Below are 20,250 nucleotides of genomic sequence, written 5' to 3'. Positions count from 1 at the left end.
CCGGGTCCTAGTGAGAGTGTTCAGCCCGCCATCCGGTCATCCGGATGGAGGCATACCGCACAACGATAACGGGTATAGACGCGCGGCCAAAAACCGAGCAGGTCAGAGCGGCTGTGAGAGCCACTCTGACCTGGTCGGAAACTTGTGAGATCAGTTCTTCTGGATCTGGTCGAAGCTGAGCTCGACCGGGGTCTCGCGACCGAAGATCTCGACGAGGCCCTTGACCTTCTTCGAGTCGGGGTTGATCTCGTTGATGGTCGCCTGGAGGGTGGCGAAGGGGCCGTCGGTGACGGTGACCGAGTCGCCGACCTCGAAGTCCAGCACCTGGACCTCGAGCTTGCGGGCCGGAGCCGGCTTGCCCTCGGCCTCGGCGGCCTCACGGGCGGCCTTCTCCTCGGCCTCCGGGGCGAGCATCTTGACGATCTCGTCCAGGGTCAGCGGGTACGGGTCGTAGGCGTTGCCCACGAAGCCGGTGACACCGGGGGTGTTGCGGACGACGCCCCAGGACTCGTTCGTCAGGTCCATGCGGACGAGAACGTAGCCGGGAAGCTTGTTCTGCTTGACGTTCTTCCGCTCGCCGCCCTTGATCTGGACGATCTCTTCCTCGGGGACCTCGGCCTGGTAGATGAAGTCCTCGACGTTGAGCGAGACGGCACGCTGCTCGAGGTTGGCCTTCACGCGCTTCTCGTAGCCCGCGTAGGTGTGGATGACGTACCACTCGCCGGGCAGGGTGCGCAGCTCCTCGCGGAGCGCGGCGACCGGGTCGACCGGGGCGGCCGGCTCGGCCTCCTCGTCGGTCTCTTCCTCGGCGTCCTCGACCTCGTCGGCGACGGACTCGTCGTCCTCGTCGGCGACGGCCTCATCGTCCTCGGCGTCGGCGTCCTCGTCGGACTCCGCCTCTTCCTGGTCCTCGTCCTCGACCTGGAGAGCGGCTTCCTCGGCGGCCTCGCCGGCAACGTCGTCAGCAGCGTCTGCCTGGTCCTCGTCGGCGGCCTCGACGATGTCCAGCTCGTCCTCGACGGACTCGGACTCGAAGGCGTCGTTCAGGTTCGCGTCAGACACGGTGGCTGCTTCTTCCTGCGATACAGATGGGGTGGAACAAAAAGTCAGCCGAAGACGTACTTGACTGCTTCCTGGAAGCCATAGTCAATCACGGTGACAAGGCCGATCATGATGACGACGAAGACAATCACCACGGTGGTGTACGTCGAAAGCTGGCTGCGCGTGGGCCAGACGACCTTGCGGAGCTCGGCGACGATCTGTCGGTAGAAGAGCGCGAGACGGCCCAGAGGGCCCTTCTTGCCGCGCTTGCCGCCCTTGCGGGACTTCTTCTTCGACTCGGAGGCCTCGTCATCGGCATCAGGCATGTCGATGGAGCCTACGGCGTCCGTCACGATCTCTCACCTGATTCCGGGTCGGCCGTGCCGCGCCCGGGTGGAGCCGCACGGCGGTGCAATGAAGTACGTACATGCGCACAACACCTGGCGGTGTGTGTAGCAGGGCCGGAGGGACTTGAACCCCCAACCGCCGGTTTTGGAGACCGGTGCTCTACCAATTGAGCTACGACCCTTTGTTGGTGTCCCTCAACGTACCGCATCGTGAGATGTGGTCGGTGCGGGCCAACGAGGAGTGAGCATACGTGGTCAGTGGCCCCCGCGTCGAACAGAAACCACGACCGACCTGCCGTCGGACGCGCGTACGACCGGGAATGACCGTTCCTGTCCGGTCCGTGAAACCTGTGTGCCGGGCCTTGATGAGGTCTGGGACGATGGGCCGTATGAGCGCTGCTACCCCTCCCACCGAGCGTCGGGTCTCCGCCCGCATCGGTGCGATCTCCGAGTCCGCCACCCTCGCCGTCGACGCCAAGGCCAAGGCCCTCAAGGCCGCCGGGCGCCCGGTGATCGGTTTCGGCGCGGGTGAGCCCGACTTCCCGACCCCGGACTACATCGTCGACGCGGCCGTCGAGGCCTGCAAGAACCCGAAGTACCACCGCTACACGCCGGCCGGCGGTCTGCCGGAGCTGAAGGCCGCCATCGCCGCCAAGACGCTGCGCGACTCCGGCTACGAGGTCGACCCCTCCCAGGTCCTGGTGACCAACGGCGGCAAGCAGGCGATCTACGAGGCGTTCGCCGCGATCCTCGACCCGGGCGACGAGGTCATCGTCCCGGCGCCGTACTGGACGACGTACCCGGAGTCGATCCGCCTCGCGGGCGGCGTCCCGGTGGACGTCGTCGCCGACGAGACCACCGGCTACCGGGTCTCGGTGGAGCAGCTGGAGGCGGCCCGTACGGAGAAGACCAAGGTCGTCCTCTTCGTCTCGCCGTCCAACCCGACCGGTGCGGTGTACTCCGAGGCCGACGCCGAGGCGATCGGCCGCTGGGCCGTCGAGCACGGCCTGTGGGTCCTCACCGACGAGATCTACGAGCACCTCGTCTACGGCGACGCGAAGTTCAGCTCGCTGCCGACGATCGTCCCCGAGCTGCGCGACAAGTGCATCGTGGTCAACGGTGTGGCGAAGACGTACGCGATGACGGGCTGGCGCGTCGGGTGGATCGTGGGCCCGAAGGACGTCGTGAAGGCCGCGACGAACCTGCAGTCGCACGCCACGTCCAACGTGAGCAACGTGGCGCAGATCGCCGCCCTCGCCGCCGTCTCGGGGAACCTGGACGCCGTCGCGGAGATGCGGACCGCCTTCGACCGCCGTCGCCAGACGATCGTGCGGATGCTCAACGAGATCGAGGGCGTCTACTGCCCGACGCCGGAGGGCGCGTTCTACGCGTACCCGTCGGTGAAGGCGCTGCTCGGCAAGGAGATCCGCGGCAAGCGCCCGCAGACCTCCGTCGAGCTGGCCGCGCTGATCCTGGACGAGGCCGAGGTCGCGGTCGTCCCGGGCGAGGCCTTCGGCACGCCGGGCTACCTGCGCCTGTCGTACGCGCTGGGTGACGAGGACCTGGTGGAGGGCGTGTCCCGCCTGCAGAAGCTCCTCGCCGAGGCGACCGACTGATCGCACTCCCGGCGGGCCCCTGGTTCTCGGACCAGGGGCCCGTTTTTGCGTTCTAGCAAGGTCCCGATCGGGGAAACGGGGTGTCGTCGTCCATTCGGGTGCGGCAGGATCAGCCGATGGAGCACGTTTACCGCGATCTCACCCAGCTGCCCAAGGCCCATCTGCACCTGCACTTCACCGGTTCGATGCGGCCCTCCACCCTGATCGAGCTGGCCGACAAGTACGGCGTGCACCTTCCCGAGGCGCTGAGCGGAGGTACCCCTCCGAAGCTGCGGGCGACCGACGAGCGCGGCTGGTTCCGCTTCCAGCGGCTGTACGACATCGCCCGCTCCTGTCTGCGCGCCCCCGAGGACATCCAGCGGCTCGTCCGCGAGGCGGCCCAGGAGGACGTCCGGGACGGCTCGGGCTGGCTGGAGATCCAGGTCGACCCCACCTCGTACGCCCCGCACCTCGGCGGGCTCATCCCCGCCCTGGAGATCATCCTCGACGCGGTCGACGCGGCCTCGCGCGAGACCGGGCTCGGGATGCGGGTCCTGGTCGCGGCCAACCGGATGAAGCACCCCCTGGAGGCGCGGACGCTGGCCCGGCTCGCGGTGCGGTTCGCCGACCGGGGCGTGGTCGGCTTCGGGCTCTCCAACGACGAGCGGCGCGGCCTGGCGCGGGACTTCGACCGGGCCTTCGCCATCGCGCGCGACGGCGGCCTCCTCGCGGCCCCGCACGGCGGCGAACTGACGGGTCCGGCGTCCGTACGGGACTGCCTGGACGATCTGCGGGCCTCCCGGGTCGGTCACGGGGTCCGCTCGGCGGAGGACCCGCGGCTGCTGCGCAAGCTCGCGGAGCGGGGGGTGACCTGCGAGGTCTGCCCGTCGTCCAACGTGGCCCTCGGGGTGTACGAGAAGCACGAGGACGTCCCGCTGCGGACGCTCTTCGACGCGGGGGTGCCGATGGCCCTCGGCGCGGACGACCCCCTGTTGTTCGGCTCCCGCCTGGCGGCGCAGTACGAGATCGCCCGCAGGCACCACGACTTCACGGACCCGGAACTGGCGGAACTGGCCCGGCAGTCGGTCCGGGGCTCGGCGGCGCCCGAGGACATCAGGGGGAAGCTGCTGGCCGGGATCGACGACTGGCTGGCCGCCTGAGCGGGGAGGGTGCGACATGAGGCTCACGGTCTTCGGCGCGACCGGCGGCATCGGCCGGGAGGTCGTGGCCCAGGCCCTGGCCTCCGGGCACGAGGTGACGGCGGTCGTACGGGACCCGGGGCGGCTCACGGCCTCCGGCACGGGGCTCACCGTGCTGCGTCGCTCCGACCTCTCCGATCCGGAGAGCCTGCGCGGCGCCCTCCGGGGCCGGGACGCGGTGCTGTCGGGCCTCGGGGCCCGGTCCCGCGCGGACGCGGGCGTGGCCGCCCGGCTGACCCGTTCGGTCCTCATGGCGATGGAGGCGGAGAAGGTACGCCGTCTCCTGGTGGTGAGCGCGGCCCCGCTCGGCCCGGTCCCGGACGGTCAGGGTGTCCTGGACAGAGCCGTCCTCGCGGTCGTCAACAGCGTCCTGAAGGACGTCTACGCCGATCTGCGGGTCATGGAGGCGGACCTCGCCGCGAGCGGCGCCGACTGGACCTCCGTACGCCCGCCCAGGCTGACGGACAAGCAGGTCACCGGCCGCTACCGCAGGGTCGTCGCCGGGACCCCGCCGCGGGGCCGCTCACTGGCCCGGGCGGACGTGGCGCACGCGATGCTGGCGATGATCGACGACCCGGCCACGGTCCGGCAGGGCGTGGGAGTCGCGTACTAGCCGCCCCTACAGACTGACGCCGACCGTCACGGGCTCGTTGACCAGCGTGATCCCGAACGCCTCGTGGACCCCGGCGACGACCTCGCGGGCCAGCGCGAGCAGGTCCTCGGTGGTGGCCTCGCCCCGGTTGGTCAGCGCGAGCGTGTGCTTGGTGGAGATCCGCGCGGGCCCGGAGCCGTACCCCTTGGTGAATCCGGCCCTGTCGATCAGCCAGGCGGCGGAGGTCTTCACCGCGCCGTCCTCGCCCGCGGGGAAGGCCGGCGGGGTGACGTCCGCGCCGAGGCGCCCGGCCACGCGGGTGAGGAAGGTCTCGTACTCCTCCGCCGTGAGGATCGGGTTGGTGAAGAAGGAGCCCGCGGACCAGGTGTCGTGGTCCGCCGGGTCCAGGACCATGCCCTTGCCGGCGCGCAGCCGCAGGACGGTCTCGCGGGTCCGCGCGAGCGGCACCCGGTCGCCGGCCTCGACGCCGAGGGCGCGGGCGGTCTCGGCGTACTTGACGGGCGCGGACAGTCCGTCCGCGTCCTCCAGCTCGAAGCGGACCCGGAGCACCACGTACCGCTCGGGGTGCTCCTTGAAGAGGCTGTGGCGGTACGAGAAGGCGCACTCGGCGTTGGTGAGGGTGACGGTCTCGTCGGCGCGCCGGTCGTAGGCGACGACCTCGGTCACGGTGGCGGAGACGTCCTGCCCGTAGGCGCCGACGTTCTGGATCGGGGTCGCGCCGGCCGAGCCGGGGATGCCGGCCAGGCATTCGATCCCGGCGAGCCCGGCCTCGACGGTGCGGGCGACGGCGTCCGTCCAGACCTCGCCGGCGGCGAGCTCCAGCCGCGTCCCGTCGAGGGCGAAGCCCCGGGTCGCGATCCGCAGGGCGGTGCCGTCGAAGCCCTTGTCGCCGATGACGAGGTTGGATCCGCCGCCGATGATCAGCAGCGGCGTCCCCGTGGCGTCGGCCTCGCGAACGGCGGCGACCACCTCGTCGTCCGTGGTGGCGGTGACGAGCCGGGCCGCGGGACCGCCGAGCCGGAAGGTGGTCAGGGGCGCGAGGGGGGCGTCGAGAAGAGGCTGCACGGGCTCAAGAGTACGGGGCTGTCCCGGGCTCGCTCACGCGGCGATGAGGTCCTTCGTGCCGGCCTCCTCCTCGGCCGCCCCCTCCGCCTTCCGTCGGGCCTCCTGGCGCCGCGACGGCGCGAACAGGACCGCCACCGCTCCCAGGGCCACCGCGCCCGCGCCGACCCACAGCGCGGGCAGCAGGCCGTCGACGAAGCTCTGGCCGGACCCGTAGCCGCCCTGGGCGGCGAAGATCGAGGCCATCACGGCGACGCCGAGCGCGCCGCCGACCTCGCGCAGCGCGTTGTTGGCGCCGGAGGCGATGCCCTGTTCGGACGGGCGGACGCTGGACATCACGAGGTTGGCCGCCGGTGCGAAGTACAGCGCCATCCCGATGCCGCTCACGACGAGGGCGGGGAGCTGGGCGGCGTACGAGGCGTCGGGGGTCAGGACGAGCGCGAACCAGGCGAGGCCGATCGCCTGGAGGGCGAGACCCGCGGCGACGACGGGGCGGCCGCCGATCCGGTCGGAGAGGGCACCCGCGAGCGGCGCGACGATCATCGGCATACCGGTCCAGGGCAGCATCCGCAGCCCGGCCTCGGTGGGCGAGTAGCCGAGGACGCCCTGCATGAACTGGCTGAGCAGGAAGATCGAGCCGAACATGCCGAGGAACATCAGCAGGCTGGCCGCGTTGATCCCGGCGAAGGCGCGGTTGCGGAAGAGCCGCATGGGCAGCATCGGTGCCTCGGCGCGGATGCCGTGGCGGACGAACGCGCCGACGAGCGCGGTGCCGGCGACCAGTCCGGTGAGGACGGTGAGGGAGGTCCAGCCGTCGATCGGGCCGCGGATCAGCCCGTACACGATGCCGAAGAGGCCGCCGCTGGCGAGGAGCGTGCCGGTGATGTCGAGGCGGGCTCCGGTGCCGTGCGACTCGGCGAGACGCAGCCGGGCGAGCGGCAGCAGGGCGAGGCCGAGCGGGACGTTCAGCCAGAAGATCCACTGCCAGGAGAGGTGTTCGGTGAGGACGCCGCCGATGAGGGGCCCCGAGGCGACGGCGAGTCCCTGGACGGCGCCCCAGATGCCGAAGGCCGTCCCGCGCTTGGCGGCCGGGACGGCCGCGGTGAGCAGGGTGAGGGTGAGCGGCATCATGATCGCGGCGCCGACGCCCTGGACGGCTCGGGCGGCGATCAGCGCGTCGATGCCGGGGGCGAGGGCGGCCGCTGCGGAGGCGCCGGTGAAGACGGTGAGTCCGACGAGGAAGAGGCGGCGGCGGCCGAAGCGGTCGCCGAGGGCGGCGCCGAACATGAGCAGGACGGCGAAGGTGAGGGTGTAGGCGCTCACCGTCCATTCGAGGTCGTGCAGTGCTCCGCCGAGGTCCTCGCGGATCGAGGGGAGGGCGGTGGTGACGACGAGGTTGTCGAGGGCCGCCATGAAGCCGGCGGCGCTGGTGATGACGAGTGCCCAGGCGGCGGAACCGCGGCGGGCTGCTGGCTGGTTCATGACTGCCCCTCAGATCTCAGGTTAGTTATTACTGACTAACTTTCGTGCCCATGAAAGAGCCGCCGCGTCCGGTGGGACACGTGAGGCCGGGCGGCGGCGCTACCCCTCCTGGCCGCCGGGGCGGCGGACGGAGGGGTAGAACCCCTCCCAGACCCGGTGCTCCGGCGGAAAGCCCATGGCGACGAGGGTGTTGATGAGCATCCCGTACGCCAGGAAGGTCGTGGTCTCGTCGGCGTCCGCGCCGAGCGCGAGGTGGACGGTCTCCCAGAGCGCCGTCCAGCCGGCCCGCACGGCCTCGCCGAACTCGTGGTCACCGGCCGCCTCGGCGGCGGCGACGGTCACGTACACCTGCATCTGCATGAGGAGCCGGTCGGGGTCCTCGGTGATGATCCGGGTGTACGCGGCGGCCATGGCATGCAGGGCCTCCTGGCCGGTCAGCCCCTTCGAGGCCTCTTCGAAGACCCGGATGGTGTCGCTGATGCAGCGCTCGGAGGCGGCCAGGAAGATGGCCTTCTTCCCAGGGAAGAGCCGGAAGAGATACGGCTGCGAGACGCCGACGCGCTTGGCGATCGCCTCGGTGGACGTGCCGTGGTACCCGCCGCGGCTGAACTCGCTCATCGCCGCGCGAACGACGCTCTCGCGCCGCTCCTCCGCACTCATCCTGACCATGCAAACAAAGTTAGTGCTCAATCACTAACCACGCAAGGGGAAAGAAGGGCGGCCGCTCTCCGCGGCCGCCCCTCTCCGATCGACGAGTGATCGGTGCGACTACGCGAGCCGGACCACGGCCCGGGACATGCCCAGGACCTTCTGGCCCGCGCACGTCGCGGTGAGGTCGACCCGCACCTGCTGGTCGTCCAGCTTCGCGGCGACCTTGGCGCTGACCTCGATCAGCGCGCCGGCCTCGTCGTTGGGGACGACGACGGGCTTGGTGAAACGGACGCCGTACTCGACGACGGCGGCGGGGTCGCCGGCCCAGTCGGTGACGACGCGGATCGCCTCGGCCATGGTGAACATGCCGTGGGCGATGACGTCGGGGAGGCCGACCTCCACCGCGAACTTCTCGTTCCAGTGGATGGGGTTGAAGTCCCCCGAGGCGCCGGCGTACCGGACGAGTGTGGCGCGGCTCACGGGGAAGCTCTGCGCGGGCAGCTCGGTGCCGACCTCGACCTCGTCGTAGGCGATCTTCGCGGTCATGGTCAGACCCCCTCGGGTGCGCGGGAGACGAGCTTCGTCCAGGCGGTCACGACATGCTCGCCGGACTCGTCGTGGACCTCGCCGCGGATGTCCAGGATGTCGTTGCCCGCCATGGACTTGATCGCCTCGATGGTGGAGGTCACCGAGAGCCGGTCACCGGCGCGCACGGGCCGGGTGTAGGCGAACTTCTGGTCGCCGTGGACGACCCGGCTGTAGTCGAGACCCAGCTGGGGGTCCTCGATGACCGCGCCCGCCGCCTTGAACGTGATGGCGAACACGAAGGTCGGCGGAGCGATCACATCGGGGTGCCCGAGCTCCTTGGCCGCTTCCTGATCGACGTAGGCCGGATTCGCGTCGCCGATCGCCTCGGCGAACTCGCGGATCTTCTCCCGGCCGACCTCGTAGGCAGGGGTGGGCGGATAGGTCCGGCCCACGAAGGACTGGTCGAGCGCCATGGGCTCGGTACCTCCTGGATCTGTTGCCGACAAACGACACGAGGCCGCCCCCGAGTGGGGACGGCCTCGTGTGCGAGCCTGATTAGCGCGTCTCGCGGTGTGCAGTGTGCGAGTTGCAGCGGGGGCAGTGCTTCTTCATCTCAAGACGGTCCGGGTTGTTACGCCGGTTCTTCTTGGTGATGTAGTTCCGCTCCTTGCACTCCACGCAGGCCAGCGTGATCTTCGGGCGGACGTCGGTGGCAGCCACGTGAGTGCTCCTTGGACGGATGGGACGGATGAACGCATAAAAGAGTAGCCGATCGAAGGACCGACCCCACAATCGGCTACCGTGTGTAGCGGTGACCGGACTTGAACCGGTGACACAGCGATTATGAGCCGCTTGCTCTACCGACTGAGCTACACCGCTTTGATGATCCGGATCCCGCCCGAGGGCGGGCCCTTCTCACCAGAGCCCCAATACGGAATCGAACCGTAGACCTTCTCCTTACCATGGAGACGCTCTACCGACTGAGCTATTGGGGCGAGCGAGGAAGACATTACACGGTCTCCGGCCCATCACCCAAATCCGTTTCCCGGTGCCCTCACAACGGCCCTCACCAGGCGTCCCGTACGCCACTCGTGGCCTCATCGGTACGACTATTGCGCTCCTCCTCGAAGCTCGGTCCGAGCGCCCCTAGGCTCTGCCCCACGCTTCGTGATCTTGATCTTGAGGAGCCTTGAGGAGCCCCGATGTCAGCCGACAGCAAGCAGCCCCAGCCGCCCGAGGACGGGGCCGCCACCACGGCCGACTCGACCTCTCTCCTGCTCTCCCACGCACGGCTCACCGACGGGCGGACCGTGGACGTACGGCTCGTCGGCGGCCGGATCGAGGCGGTCGGCACGGCCGGCAGCCTCACCGCCACGGGCGCGCGTGTGGACCTCGCCGGCTATCTGCTGCTGCCCGCCGCCGCCGAACCCCACGCCCACGCCGACACCGCGCTCTCCGGCGACTCCCCCGGACCCGTCTCGTACGCCCCCGAGGAGGTGCAGCGCCGGGCCACCGAGGCGGCGCTGCTCCAGCTCGGCCACGGCGCGACCGCGCAACGCGCGCACGTGCGGATCGGCGACGTCCACGGGCTCGGCCCGCTCGAGGCCGTCCTCCAGGCCCGGCGTTCGCTCCGCGGCCTCGTGGACCTCACCGCCGTCGCCGTCCCGAGGCTGCTCACCGGGGTGGCCGGCGCGGACGGACTGGCGCTGCTGCGGGACGCGGTGAAGATGGGCGCCGGGGTGGTGGGCGGCTGCCCGGACCTCGACCCGGACCCGGCGGGGTACGTCGAGGCGGTCCTGGAGGTCGCGGCCGAGCACGGCGTCCCCGTCGACCTGCACACCGACGGGGACGACCCGGCCCGGCTCGCCCGGCTCGCGGCGATGGCCGGCGGGCTGCGGCCCGGAGTGACGATCGGCCCCTGCGCGGGCCTCGGCCGGCTCCCCTCCGACGTGGCCCGGCGGGCGGCGGACGGGCTCGCGGCGGCCGGGGTGACCGTGGTGTGCCTGCCGCAGGGCGGCTGCGGGGGTACGGAGCTGCGCGGCGCGGCGCCGGTCCGGCTGCTGCGGGCGGCCGGGGTGCGGCTCGCCGCGGGCAGCGGGGCGATGCGGGACGTGGCCAACCCGGTGGGGCGCGGCGATCCGCTGGAGGCGGCGTACCTGCTGGCCTCGCTCGGCGGGCTGCCGCCGGAAGAGGCTTACGCGGCGGTGAGCGCCGAGGCGCGGGCCGTGATGGGGCTGCCGGAGGTGCGGGTCGAGGCCGGTTTCCCGGCGGAGCTGCTCGCGGTGCGCGGCGAGCGCCTGTCGGGCGTGCTGTCCCTCGCGTACAGCCGGATCGTGGTGCACCGGGGGCGGGTGGTGGCCCGGACGAGCGCGGTGCGCGAGTACTGCGACTCGGCGGCCGCGCTCGACCTGCCCCGTCAGGCGCGCCCGGAGCGGCCGCCCGAGCCGGGAAGCCCTCCGGCCGGTCCCGTCGTACGGTCGTGAGTATGCGCATCGTCATCGCTGGAGGACACGGTCAGATCGCCCTGCGCCTGGAGAGGCTGCTCTCGGCGCACGGGCACGAGGTCGCGGGCATCATCCGCAGACCGGAACAGTCCGGGGACCTGCGGGACGCGGGGGCCGAGCCCGTCGTCCTGGACCTGGAGTCGGCGTCGGTCGAGATGGTCGCCGCCGTGCTCCAGGGCGCCGACGCGGCCGTCTTCGCGGCCGGCGCGGGCCCGGGCAGCGGCGTGGACCGCAAGGACTCGGTGGACCGCGCGGCGGCGGTCCTGTTCGCCGACGCGGCCGAACGCGCGGGCGTACGCCGGTACATCGTCGTCTCGTCGATGGGCGCGGACGCCACGCACGCGGGGGACGAGGTCTTCGACGCCTATCTGCGCGCCAAGGGCGCGGCCGACGACGAGGTCCGCTCCCGCACGGCCCTGGACTGGACGATCCTGCGCCCCGGCAGCCTCACGGACGACGCGGGCACGGGCCTGGTCCGGCTGGAGGCCCGCACGGGCCGCGGCCCGGTCCCCCGCGACGACGTGGCGGCGGCGATCGCCGAACTCCTGGACACCCCGGCGACGTCCGGCCTGACCCTGGAACTCATCTCGGGCTCGACGCCGCTCTCGGTCGCGGTGAAGGACATGGCCGGAAACTGACGGGTCGGGCCCCGGCCACGGAAACGAAGGAAGGCCCCCGGTGCAAGCACCGGGGACCTTCCGTTTCGCGTGGCGACGCCAGGATTCGAACCTGGGTAGGCTAAGCCGACGGATTTACAGTCCGCTCCCATTGGCCACTCGGGCACATCGCCATGAGATCGCTGCCGTGGAGCCGCTTTTCGGCGGTGTTCCGTGGCAACGACGTAAACAATACCTGATCCCCGGGGGTGGTCCGCCACCGGATTGATCAGCGGTTCGGGCCGTGACTCACCCCCTAGGCTTTGGGCTGTACCCCCAGCATCCGAGCAAGGAGCCACGAGTCATGGCCGACTCCAGTTTCGACATCGTGTCCAAGGTCGAGCGGCAGGAGGTCGACAACGCCCTCAACCAGGCCGTGAAGGAGATCTCGCAGCGCTACGACTTCAAGGGAACCAACGCCTCGATCTCGTGGTCGGGCGAGAAGATCCTCATGCAGGCCAACGGCGAGGAGCGCGTCATGGCGATCCTCGACATCTTCCAGACCAAGCTGATCAAGCGGGGCATCTCGCTGAAGTCGCTGGACGTCGAGGGTGAACCGCAGCTGTCCGGCAAGGAGTACAAGCTCTTCGCGTCGGTCACCGAGGGCATCTCCCAGGAGAACGCCAAGAAGGTCGCGAAGGCCATCCGCGACGAGGGCCCCAAGGGCGTCAAGGCGCAGGTCCAGGGTGACGAGCTGCGGGTCAGCTCGAAGAGCCGGGACGACCTGCAGGCCGTGCAGGCGCTGCTCAAGGGCAAGGACTTCGACTTCGCGATCCAGTTCGTGAACTACCGCTGACCCGTCGAGGCTCGTGTCCGAATACCGCCAGCCCGAGGCACGGCGGTCCCCGCACACTGGACGTGGAAGACCCGTGCGGGGAGAGGAACCAGCCATGACCGTGTACGCGTACGTCGACGGCCCCCTGGGCGAGATGCTGCTGGTCGGGCAGCTCGCCGAAGGGGGCCGTGCCGTGCTGCGCTCGCTGTCCCTGCCGGGGCAGAAGGGCGCCGTCGAGGTCGAGGACGGGTGGACGCTCGCGCCCGAGGCCTTCGCCGAGGTCGCCGGGCAGCTCGACGAGTACTTCGCCGGGCGGCGCGACCGGTTCGACCTGCCGCTCGACGGCGGGGCCGGGACCGAGTTCCAGCGTCGCGTCTGGCGGGCCCTGGAGGAGATCCCGTACGGCACGACCGTCTCGTACGGGGAGATCGCCCGGCGCGTCGGCTCCCCGGGCGCCGGTGTTCGGGCCGTGGGGACCGCGATCGGGCGCAATCCGCTGCTCGTGGTGCGGCCCTGCCACCGGGTGATCGGGGCCGACGGCGGTCTGCGCGGCTATGCCGCGGGACTCGACCGCAAGGAGCGGCTCCTCGGCCTGGAGGGGGCCCCGGTGTGACCGAGGGCCTGTTCCCCCGCGAGCGGGCCACGATCGCGCCCGGCGCGGTGCACGTGCCCGCGTGGCTCGCGCCCGCGCGGCAGCGGGAGCTGGTGGACGTCTGCCGGGAGTGGGGACGCGGGCCGGTGCCGTACCGGCAGACCGTGCTGCCCGGTGGCGGGGTCATGTCGGTGCGGTCGCTGTGTCTGGGCCGGCAGTGGGTCCCGTACCGGTATCTCGACTCCGTCGGGGCGCCGTTGCCCGCGTGGCTCGTGCGCCTGGGCCGGGAGGCGCTCGCCGAGGCGTACGGGGACGACGGCGGGTTCACTCCCGACACCGCGCTGGTGAACTTCTACGCGCCGGGGGCGCGGATGGGGATGCACCAGGACCGCGAGGAGCGTTCGGGCGCGCCGGTGGTGTCGCTGAGTCTCGGGGACCGGTGCGTGTTCCGCTTCGGCAACGAGGAGAGCCGGGGGCGCCCTTACCAGGACGTCGAGCTGGCCTCCGGCGACCTGTTCGTGTTCGGCGGGGCCTCGCGGTGGGTCCATCACGGGGTGCCGAAGGTCTGGCCGGGGACGGCCGATCCCGCCCTCGGGCTCACCGGGCGGCTCAACATCACCCTGCGGGAGACGGGGCTGCGGGTGGACGGGGGAGGGCCTGACGCCGTGAGCCCGGCCTGATCGACAGGAAACCCCCCAGGGCCCGTCGTCACACTCCCGTCTGCCCCTCCGACGACGGGAGTGTGACGACAGGCCCTAGGCTGCGGCGCATGAGTGCTGAGCTGCGCCGGTCCCTCGGTGTCTTCGACGCGGTCGTGATCGGGCTCGGCGCCATGGTCGGGGCCGGGATCTTCGTCGCGCTCGGGCCGGCCGCGGGGGCCGCCGGGTCCGGGAGCGGCTTGCTCCTCGCGCTTGGGACCGCCGCCGTCGTCGCGTACTGCAACGCCATGGCCTCGGCCCGGCTCGCGGCCCGGTACCCCCGTTCGGGCGGCACCTATGTGTACGGTCGCGAATGCCTCGGATCGTTCTGGGGGTACCTCGCGGGCTGGGCGTTCGTGGTGGGCAAGACGGCCTCCTGCGCGGCGATGGCGCTGACCGTCGGCGCGTACCTGTGGCCGGAGCACTCGCACGCGGTGGCGGTGGCCGCCGTGGTGGCCCTGACCGCCGTCAACTACGGCGGAGTCCAGAAGTCGGCGCTGCTCACCCGGGTGATCGTCGGGTTCGTTCTCGCGGTCCTCGTCGCGGTCGTCGTGGTCGCCCTCGGGGCCGGCGGGACGCGCCCCGCCTCCCCCGGCGCGGGACTCACCACAGGCGGCGTTCTGCAGGCCGCTGGTTTGCTCTTCTTCGCATTCGCGGGGTACGCGCGCATCGCCACGCTCGGTGAGGAGGTCCGCGATCCGGCCCGCACCATCCCCCGCGCCGTACCCCTCGCACTCGGCATCGCGCTCGCCGTCTACGCGCTCGTCGCGATCGGCGTGCTCACCGTCCTCGGCCCCCAGGCCCTCGCCGACTCCCCCGCGCCGCTGACCGACACCGCCCGGGCGGCGGGCGCCGCGTGGCTGGTGCCGGTGGTCACGGTCGGCGCGGCCGCCGCCGCCCTCGGCTCGCTGCTCTCCCTGATCCTCGGCGTGTCCCGTACGGCCCTGGCGATGGCCCGGGACGCCTATCTGCCGACCGCGCTCGCGGCCGTCCACCCCCGCTTCCAGGTACCGCACCGGGCCGAGCTCGCGGTCGGCGCGGTGGTGGCCGTCGTCGCGGCGACGGCGGACGTGCGCGGCGCGATCGGCTTCTCGTCCTTCGGGGTGCTCGTCTACTACGGCATCGCGAACGCCTCCGCCTGGACGCTGGGGCCCGCGCACCGGCCGCTCGCCGCGCTCGGGCTCGCCGGGTGCGCGGCGCTCGCCTTCGCGCTGCCGCTGGGCGCCGTCCTCGCGGGGTCCGGGGTGGTGGCCGTGGGCGTGGTGGCGTGGGCGATCAGTCGAGGACGAGCCGTACCCCCGCCTTCGTGAGGGTGTCGGCCAGCTCCTGGAAGGTCACGTCCAGCGTGCCGAGCGGCGCGGTGCCCTCCACGAGCGCCTCGGTGACGGCCCGGGCCGGTTCCCCGCGCGGCTCGCAGCCACGGAGTTCGCAGCGCACGGGCGGCGAGTGCCTGGCGGGGGCTCCGCACCTAGCGGCTCGTGTAGCCGTAGGCCTGGTCCGTGGGGACGATCTCCTTGCCGAGCGGCAGGAGCGACACCGGGATCATCTTGAAGTTCGCGATGCCGAGCGGGATGCCGATGATCGTGATGCAGAGGGCGATGCCGGTGGTGATGTGGCCGAGGGCGAGCCACCAGCCGGCCAGGATCAGCCACAGGACGTTGCCCACGCAGGAGGGGGCTCCCGCGTCGCGGCGGTCCACGACGGTCTGCCCGAAGGGCCACAGCGCGTAGAGCCCGATGCGGAACGCGGCCAACCCGAAGGGGATGCCGATGATCGTGATGCAGAGCAGGACGCCCGCGAGCATGTAGCCCAGGAACATCCAGAATCCGCAGAGGATCAGCCAGATGATGTTGAGGATCGTCTTCACGGGCGTCGACCTGCCATCTGTTCGAGCCGGGCGATCCGCTCGGCCATCGGCGGGTGGGTGGAGAACATCTTGGACATGCCCTTTCCGGGGCCGAACGGGTTCGCGATCATCATGTGGCTCGCGGTCTCGATCCGCGGCTCGGCGGGCAGCGGCAGCTGCCTGGTGCCGGCGTCCAGCTTCCGCAGGGCACTGGCCAGGGCGAGCGGGTCGCCGGTGAGCTGCGCGCCGGAGGCGTCGGCCTCGTACTCGCGGGAGCGGGAGATGGCCAGCTGGATGACCGAGGCGGCGATCGGGCCCAGGATCATGACGAGGAGCATCCCGAGCAGCCCGGGACGGTCGTCGTCGCTGGACCGGCCGACCGGGATCAGCCAGGCGAAGTTGACCAGGAACATGATCACGGAGGCGAGCGCTCCGGCGACCGAGGAGATGAGGATGTCCCGGTTGTAGACATGGCTCAGCTCGTGGCCGATGACTCCGCGCAGCTCGCGCTCGTCGAGGATCGCGAGGATGCCCTCGGTGCAGCACACCGCGGCGTTGCGCGGGTTGCGGCCGGTCGCGAAGGCGTTGGGCGCCTGGGTCGGCGAGATGTAGAGCCGCGGCATGGGCTGGCGCGCCTGCGTGGAGAGCTCCCGCACCATCCGGTACAGGGCGGGGGCCTCGAACTCGCTGACCGGCCGGGCCCTCATGGCCCGCAGTGCCAGCTTGTCGCTGTTCCAGTACGCGTACGCGTTGGTGCCGAGCGCCACCAACAGCGCGACGATCAGCCCCGTACGGCCGAAGAAGCTGCCGATGACGATGATGAGGGCGGAGAGCCCTCCGAGGAGTACGGCGGTCCTCAGCCCGTTGTGCCGGCGGTGCACGGTACGCCCTCCAAGTGGTGCGGCAGGGGAACCCTTTGCGTCGTTGGTCGTCCACTCCCGGTCTTCGTCCGGGAGGGACCTCCAGGTCCAGTGGACCCTTCCGTACTGGTCAACGCCAGGCGGGAGGTTCGGGTTCCCCCGGCCGCTCCGGGGGCGCCGGTGGCGGGGTGTGGGCCGTTCGGGTGATCAGCGGGGCGTCGGGACGCCGAACTTCTCCAGGGTGACGGCCACGGGCTCGACCTCGCTGGTGCAGTGGGCGCAGCGGGAGGCGATGGCCGGGATCTCGGTGAAGCAGCGGGGGCAGTCGCGCTTCTCTGCCTTGGGGTCGGCCGCCTCCTCCTTCGCGAACTTCGCCTGGACCTTCGCCAGCGGGGCGACGATCAGGAAGTAGAGGACCGCGGCGGTGATGACGAACGCTATGGCGGCGGAGATCGCCAGACCGTAGGGGAAGACGGTCTTGCCGACGTGGAACTGCGCGTCGTTGAAGTTGCCGACGGAGCCGGTGGCGAGGCCGATGAGCGGGGTGATGAACGCCTTGCTGAACCCCGTGACGACCGCCGTGAACGCCGTTCCGACAGCCAGACCGATGGCCATCGAGATGACGTTTCCACGAAGTATGAAGTCCTTGAATCCGTTCAGCACGGGGTGATGCTCCTCGGTGATGCTCGTGTCGGCTCGTGGGGGGGATCAGAACAGGCTGGTCGCCGCGAACCGCAGGGCGAACTGCGGGTAACCCGACAGGACGACTCCGGCGACGGCGGTCAGCACGATCGCCAGGGTGATCGGCGCGGGGACCGCGTGGGGGACACGGCCCTTCACCGGCGCCTCCTCCTGCGCGCCTTCCGGCGTGCGGAACAGCAGCGCCGTCCAGCGGAGGTAGTAGTACAGCCCGATCACGACGTTCACGCCCATGATCACGGCCAGCCAGCCGAGGCCCGCGTCGACGGCCGCCGAGAAGACGGTCACCTTGGCGAAGAGGCCGATGATACCCGGGGGCAAACCGGCCAGATTCAGGAGGAAGAAGGCGAGCGCCAGCGCGGCGGCGGGGCTCGTCGCGTACAGGCCCCGGTAGTCCGCGAGCCGGTTCTCCGGGTGTCGGCGGGCGACGAGCGCGACGACCGCGAACGCGCCGAGGTTCACCACGGCGTACATCAGGGCGTACGCGACGGTGGCACCGATCTGGTCGTCGCTGGAGTACGCGGCGGCCGCGATCGGCACGAGCAGGTAGCCGGCCTGGGCGACCGAGGACCAGGCGAGCAGCCGGACCGCGCTCCACGCGCGCGTGGGCAGCTGCCGCAGGGCGGCGACGTTGCCGACGGTCATGGTCAGCGCGGCGAGGGCGGCGAGCGCCGGGCCCCACACGTCGGCGTACGAGGGGAAGGCGACGACCGTCACCAGGATGAGCCCGGTGAAGCCGACGGCCTTGCCGACGACCGACAGATAGGCGGCGACGGGCAGCGGGGCACCGACGTAGGTGTCCGGCACCCAGAAGTGGAAGGGGACGGCGGCCGTCTTGAACGCGAAGCCGACGAGGGTGAGGGCCACCCCCGCCCCGGCGAGCGTCTGGAGCTGGCCGGGGACCTCGTCGAGGGACTGGGCGAGCTCCGTGAGGTGGAGGGTGCCGGTCGCCGCGTACACGAAGCTGACGCCGAGCAGGGTGACGGCGGTCGCGGTCACGGAGGACAGGAAGAACTTGAGCGCGGCCTCGCCGGACATGCGGTCGCCGCGCTTGAGGCCGACGAGCGCGAAGGCGGGCAGTGAGGCCACCTCCAGGGCGACGACCAGGGTCGCGAGGTCCCGGGAGGCGGGCAGCAGCGCGGCTCCGGCGGCCGAGGACAGCAGCAGGAACCAGTACTCGCCGGCCGGGAGCCTCTCGCGGGTCTCGGTCACGGAGAGCAGCGCCGTCACGAGCGCGCCGCCGAGCACGAGCAGCTGGATGGCCAGGGTGAAGTGGTCGGCCGTGTAGCTGCACGCGTCGACCTGGGTGTCCGCGGTGAGACAGAAGGTGGAGCGGTCGCCGGCCCGCAGCGGCACGAGAAGGGCGAGGGCGGCGACCAGACCGGCGATCGCGGTCCAGCCGAGGAGCCGCTTGCGCTCCTCGGGGACGAACAGGTCGGCGACGAGCACGACGAGGGCGACCACGGCCGTGAGGGTGGGGGGCGCGATCGTCAGCCAGTCGACGGACTGGACGAGCGACTCGCCGGCGAGCGCCGTCAAGGGGGTCATCGGGTGCCTCCGGCGAGGAGCTGCTGGACGGCCGGGTCGGTGAGGCCGAGGAGGACCGCGGGCCAGAGTCCGGCGAGGACGGTGAGGGCGACGAGCGGGGTCCAGGCGGCGAACTCGTACCCCTGGACGTCGGCGATCGGCGTCTCGCCCGCGGGGCGGGGGCCGCCCATGCAGACGCGGCGGACGACGAGCAGGAGGTACGCGGCGGTGAGCAGGGTCCCGAAGGCGCCGATCGCCATGAACGTGAGGAACGCGGGCCGGCTGAGGCCCGGGGCCGGCTCGAAGGCCCCGAACAGGGCCAGCATCTCGCCCCAGAAGCCGGCCAGGCCGGGCAGACCGAGGGAGGCGACGGCGGCGAAGGCGAGGAGGGCGCCGAGACGCGGGGCGCGGCCGTAGAGGGCGGCGCCGGTGGCTCCCGCGAGGGTGTCGAGGTCGGCGGTGCCGTACCGGTCCTTGACCGCGCCGACCAGGAAGAAGAGCAGGCCGGTGACGAGGCCGTGGGCGACGTTGGCGAAGAGCGCGCCGTTGACGCCGGTGGGGGTCATGGTGGCGATGCCGAGGAGCACGAAGCCCATGTGGCCGACGGAGGAGTAGGCGATGAGGCGCTTGAGGTCGCCCTTGTTGCCGGGCCGTACGAGAGCGAGGCAGGCGAGCGATCCGTAGATGATCCCGGCGACGGCGAACGCGGCCAGGTAAGGGGCGAAGACCCGCATGCCGTCGGGGGCGATCGGCAGGACGATCCGGACGAAACCGTATGTGCCCATCTTGAGCAGGACGCCGGCGAGGAGGACCGAGCCGACCGTCGGGGCGGCGGTGTGGGCGTCCGGGAGCCAGCTGTGCAGCGGCCACATCGGGGTCTTCACCGCGAGCCCGAGACCGATCGCGAGAACGGCGATGACCTGCACGGATGTGGTCAGTCCCCGGCCGTTGTCAGTGGCCAGTGCCACCATGTCGAAGGTGCCCGCCTTCACTCCGATGAGGAGCAGGCCGAGCAGCATGACGACGGAGCCGAGCAGCGTGTAGAGGATGAACTTCCAGGCCGCGGCCTGCCTGGCCTCGCCGCCCCAGCGGGCGATGAGGAAGTACATCGGGACGAGGACCATCTCGAAGGCCAGGAAGAACAGGATCAGGTCGAGGACGGCGAAGGTGGCGAGGGTGCCGGACTCCAGGACGAGGAGCAGCGCCACGAAGCCCTTGGGGGAAGGGCCCGCGGGCATCTTGAAGTAGCTGTACAGCGCGCAGAGGAAGCTCAGGAGCGCGGTCAGGACCAGGAGGGGGAGGGAGATGCCGTCGACACCGAGGTGGATCCGCACGTCGAGTGCGTGGATCCAGCTGATGTCCGTCGTTGCCTGCATCCTCGACGGCTGGTCGTGGTCGAAGCCGAGCGCGAGGACGATCGCGGCCAGCAGGATCACCCCGGTGACCGTGACGCCGTGGCGGAGCACGGCCTGGTCCGGGGACTTCCCCTTCAGCCCCGGCGGGGCGGGGAGCAGGGCGGCGACCGCGCCGAGGAGCGGTCCGGCGACGATCAACGCCAGAAGGAACTGCATCACG

General features: G+C 71.3%; 23 protein-coding genes and 4 tRNA genes. 9 read left to right on the top strand and 18 right to left on the bottom strand.

Annotated elements, in window-relative coordinates:
• Window positions 1-150: 150 nt before the first annotated feature.
• From nusG to OG392_RS21595, 3 genes are all read right to left on the bottom strand, one after another.
• Entirely contained in the window at window positions 151-1,062 is a 912-nt protein-coding gene (gene nusG / locus OG392_RS21605) for a transcription termination/antitermination protein NusG (protein WP_329281884.1), read from the bottom strand.
• A gap of 44 nt (window positions 1,063-1,106) precedes the next feature.
• Window positions 1,107-1,394, bottom strand: coding sequence for a preprotein translocase subunit SecE (secE, locus tag OG392_RS21600; protein WP_030318724.1), 288 nt, complete (start codon window positions 1,392-1,394; stop codon window positions 1,107-1,109).
• A gap of 103 nt (window positions 1,395-1,497) precedes the next feature.
• Window positions 1,498-1,570 (bottom strand) — tRNA-Trp (locus OG392_RS21595).
• A 207-nt stretch (window positions 1,571-1,777) separates the two neighbouring features.
• Between OG392_RS21595 and OG392_RS21590 the strand changes: the two genes are divergently transcribed.
• The 3 genes from OG392_RS21590 to OG392_RS21580 all read left to right on the top strand — a co-directional run bounded on the left by OG392_RS21590 (window position 1,778) and on the right by OG392_RS21580 (window position 4,795).
• Complete coding sequence (locus tag OG392_RS21590; RefSeq protein ID WP_329281881.1) at window positions 1,778-3,004, top strand: pyridoxal phosphate-dependent aminotransferase; 1,227 nt, start codon at window positions 1,778-1,780, stop codon at window positions 3,002-3,004.
• 116 nt (window positions 3,005-3,120) lie between these two features.
• Window positions 3,121-4,143, top strand: a complete 1,023-nt coding sequence (locus OG392_RS21585) for an adenosine deaminase (protein WP_329281878.1) — start codon at window positions 3,121-3,123, stop codon at window positions 4,141-4,143.
• Between the two features lie 16 nt (window positions 4,144-4,159).
• Window positions 4,160-4,795, top strand: a complete 636-nt coding sequence (locus OG392_RS21580) for an NAD(P)-dependent oxidoreductase (RefSeq protein WP_329281876.1) — start codon at window positions 4,160-4,162, stop codon at window positions 4,793-4,795.
• Between the two features lie 6 nt (window positions 4,796-4,801).
• Here the strand turns inward: OG392_RS21580 and OG392_RS21575 are convergent, their stop codons facing one another.
• The 8 genes from OG392_RS21575 to OG392_RS21540 all read right to left on the bottom strand — a co-directional run bounded on the left by OG392_RS21575 (window position 4,802) and on the right by OG392_RS21540 (window position 9,513).
• Window positions 4,802-5,860 carry a UDP-N-acetylmuramate dehydrogenase gene (locus OG392_RS21575; protein WP_329281874.1) on the bottom strand — a complete coding sequence of 353 codons (1,059 nt, stop codon included), beginning with the start codon at window positions 5,858-5,860 and terminating at the stop codon, window positions 4,802-4,804.
• A gap of 33 nt (window positions 5,861-5,893) precedes the next feature.
• The gene (locus OG392_RS21570; protein WP_329281871.1) at window positions 5,894-7,339 is read right to left on the bottom strand and encodes an MFS transporter; all 1,446 of its coding nucleotides are present in this window, start codon (window positions 7,337-7,339) and stop codon (window positions 5,894-5,896) included.
• A gap of 99 nt (window positions 7,340-7,438) precedes the next feature.
• The gene (locus OG392_RS21565; protein WP_329281869.1) at window positions 7,439-8,008 is read right to left on the bottom strand and encodes a TetR/AcrR family transcriptional regulator; all 570 of its coding nucleotides are present in this window, start codon (window positions 8,006-8,008) and stop codon (window positions 7,439-7,441) included.
• A 99-nt stretch (window positions 8,009-8,107) separates the two neighbouring features.
• On the bottom strand, window positions 8,108-8,536 hold the full coding sequence (locus tag OG392_RS21560) for a MaoC family dehydratase (RefSeq protein ID WP_329281867.1): 429 nt from the start codon (window positions 8,534-8,536) through the stop codon (window positions 8,108-8,110).
• Between the two features lie 2 nt (window positions 8,537-8,538).
• The gene (locus OG392_RS21555; protein ID WP_329281865.1) at window positions 8,539-8,991 is read right to left on the bottom strand and encodes a MaoC family dehydratase N-terminal domain-containing protein; all 453 of its coding nucleotides are present in this window, start codon (window positions 8,989-8,991) and stop codon (window positions 8,539-8,541) included.
• Between the two features lie 82 nt (window positions 8,992-9,073).
• Complete coding sequence (gene rpmG, locus OG392_RS21550; RefSeq protein ID WP_003956487.1) at window positions 9,074-9,238, bottom strand: 50S ribosomal protein L33; 165 nt, start codon at window positions 9,236-9,238, stop codon at window positions 9,074-9,076.
• An 86-nt stretch (window positions 9,239-9,324) separates the two neighbouring features.
• A tRNA-Met gene (locus OG392_RS21545) sits at window positions 9,325-9,397 on the bottom strand.
• 43 nt (window positions 9,398-9,440) lie between these two features.
• Window positions 9,441-9,513, bottom strand: a tRNA-Thr gene (locus tag OG392_RS21540).
• Window positions 9,514-9,720: 207 nt separating this feature from the next.
• Here OG392_RS21540 and OG392_RS21535 point away from each other — a divergent pair.
• Together OG392_RS21535 and OG392_RS21530 are read left to right on the top strand one after the other, a co-directional pair.
• A complete protein-coding gene (locus OG392_RS21535) occupies window positions 9,721-11,001 on the top strand; it encodes an amidohydrolase family protein (protein ID WP_329281863.1) in 1,281 nt (426 codons plus the stop codon).
• Window positions 11,002-11,003: 2 nt separating this feature from the next.
• Entirely contained in the window at window positions 11,004-11,660 is a 657-nt protein-coding gene (locus OG392_RS21530) for an SDR family oxidoreductase (protein WP_329281861.1), read from the top strand.
• A 70-nt stretch (window positions 11,661-11,730) separates the two neighbouring features.
• Here the strand turns inward: OG392_RS21530 and OG392_RS21525 are convergent.
• Window positions 11,731-11,812, bottom strand: a tRNA-Tyr gene (locus OG392_RS21525).
• A gap of 170 nt (window positions 11,813-11,982) precedes the next feature.
• Here OG392_RS21525 and OG392_RS21520 point away from each other — a divergent pair.
• From OG392_RS21520 to OG392_RS21505, 4 genes are all read left to right on the top strand, one after another.
• Window positions 11,983-12,474, top strand: coding sequence for a YajQ family cyclic di-GMP-binding protein (locus OG392_RS21520; protein ID WP_015035522.1), 492 nt, complete (start codon window positions 11,983-11,985; stop codon window positions 12,472-12,474).
• 94 nt (window positions 12,475-12,568) lie between these two features.
• Window positions 12,569-13,066, top strand: coding sequence for a methylated-DNA--[protein]-cysteine S-methyltransferase (locus OG392_RS21515; RefSeq protein WP_329281857.1), 498 nt, complete (start codon window positions 12,569-12,571; stop codon window positions 13,064-13,066).
• Entirely contained in the window at window positions 13,063-13,725 is a 663-nt protein-coding gene (locus OG392_RS21510) for an alpha-ketoglutarate-dependent dioxygenase AlkB family protein (RefSeq protein ID WP_329281855.1), read from the top strand. Before OG392_RS21515 ends, OG392_RS21510 begins: the two co-directional genes overlap by 4 nt.
• 89 nt (window positions 13,726-13,814) lie before the next feature.
• Window positions 13,815-15,053 carry an APC family permease gene (locus tag OG392_RS21505; RefSeq protein ID WP_329281853.1) on the top strand — a complete coding sequence of 413 codons (1,239 nt, stop codon included), beginning with the start codon at window positions 13,815-13,817 and terminating at the stop codon, window positions 15,051-15,053.
• Here OG392_RS21505 and OG392_RS21500 read toward each other — a convergent pair.
• The 6 genes from OG392_RS21500 to OG392_RS21475 all read right to left on the bottom strand — a co-directional run bounded on the left by OG392_RS21500 (window position 15,019) and on the right by OG392_RS21475 (window position 20,246).
• Entirely contained in the window at window positions 15,019-15,180 is a 162-nt protein-coding gene (locus OG392_RS21500; protein ID WP_329281851.1) for a hypothetical protein, read from the bottom strand. The two genes, OG392_RS21505 and OG392_RS21500, sit on opposite strands and share 35 nt — an antisense overlap.
• A 31-nt stretch (window positions 15,181-15,211) precedes the next feature.
• The gene (locus tag OG392_RS21495; protein ID WP_329281849.1) at window positions 15,212-15,610 is read right to left on the bottom strand and encodes a YccF domain-containing protein; all 399 of its coding nucleotides are present in this window, start codon (window positions 15,608-15,610) and stop codon (window positions 15,212-15,214) included.
• Window positions 15,607-16,470, bottom strand: a complete 864-nt coding sequence (gene htpX / locus OG392_RS21490) for a zinc metalloprotease HtpX (RefSeq protein WP_329281847.1) — start codon at window positions 16,468-16,470, stop codon at window positions 15,607-15,609. Before htpX ends, OG392_RS21495 begins: the two co-directional genes overlap by 4 nt.
• Before the next feature lie 186 nt (window positions 16,471-16,656).
• The gene (gene mscL, locus OG392_RS21485; protein WP_329281846.1) at window positions 16,657-17,112 is read right to left on the bottom strand and encodes a large conductance mechanosensitive channel protein MscL; all 456 of its coding nucleotides are present in this window, start codon (window positions 17,110-17,112) and stop codon (window positions 16,657-16,659) included.
• Window positions 17,113-17,157: 45 nt separating this feature from the next.
• Window positions 17,158-18,696 (bottom strand): NADH-quinone oxidoreductase subunit N, encoded by a 1,539-nt coding sequence (locus OG392_RS21480; protein ID WP_329281844.1) that lies wholly within the window; start codon window positions 18,694-18,696, stop codon window positions 17,158-17,160.
• Window positions 18,693-20,246 (bottom strand): complex I subunit 4 family protein, encoded by a 1,554-nt coding sequence (locus OG392_RS21475; RefSeq protein WP_329287387.1) that lies wholly within the window; start codon window positions 20,244-20,246, stop codon window positions 18,693-18,695. Before OG392_RS21475 ends, OG392_RS21480 begins: the two co-directional genes overlap by 4 nt.
• Between the last annotated feature and the right edge of the window lie 4 nt (window positions 20,247-20,250).

This window comes from Streptomyces sp. NBC_00691 (genome assembly GCF_036226665.1).
Lineage (GTDB): Bacteria > Actinomycetota > Actinomycetes > Streptomycetales > Streptomycetaceae > Streptomyces.
Note: the sequence above shows the minus strand (reverse complement) of the source record. Positions and strands in the feature narration are given on the sequence as shown.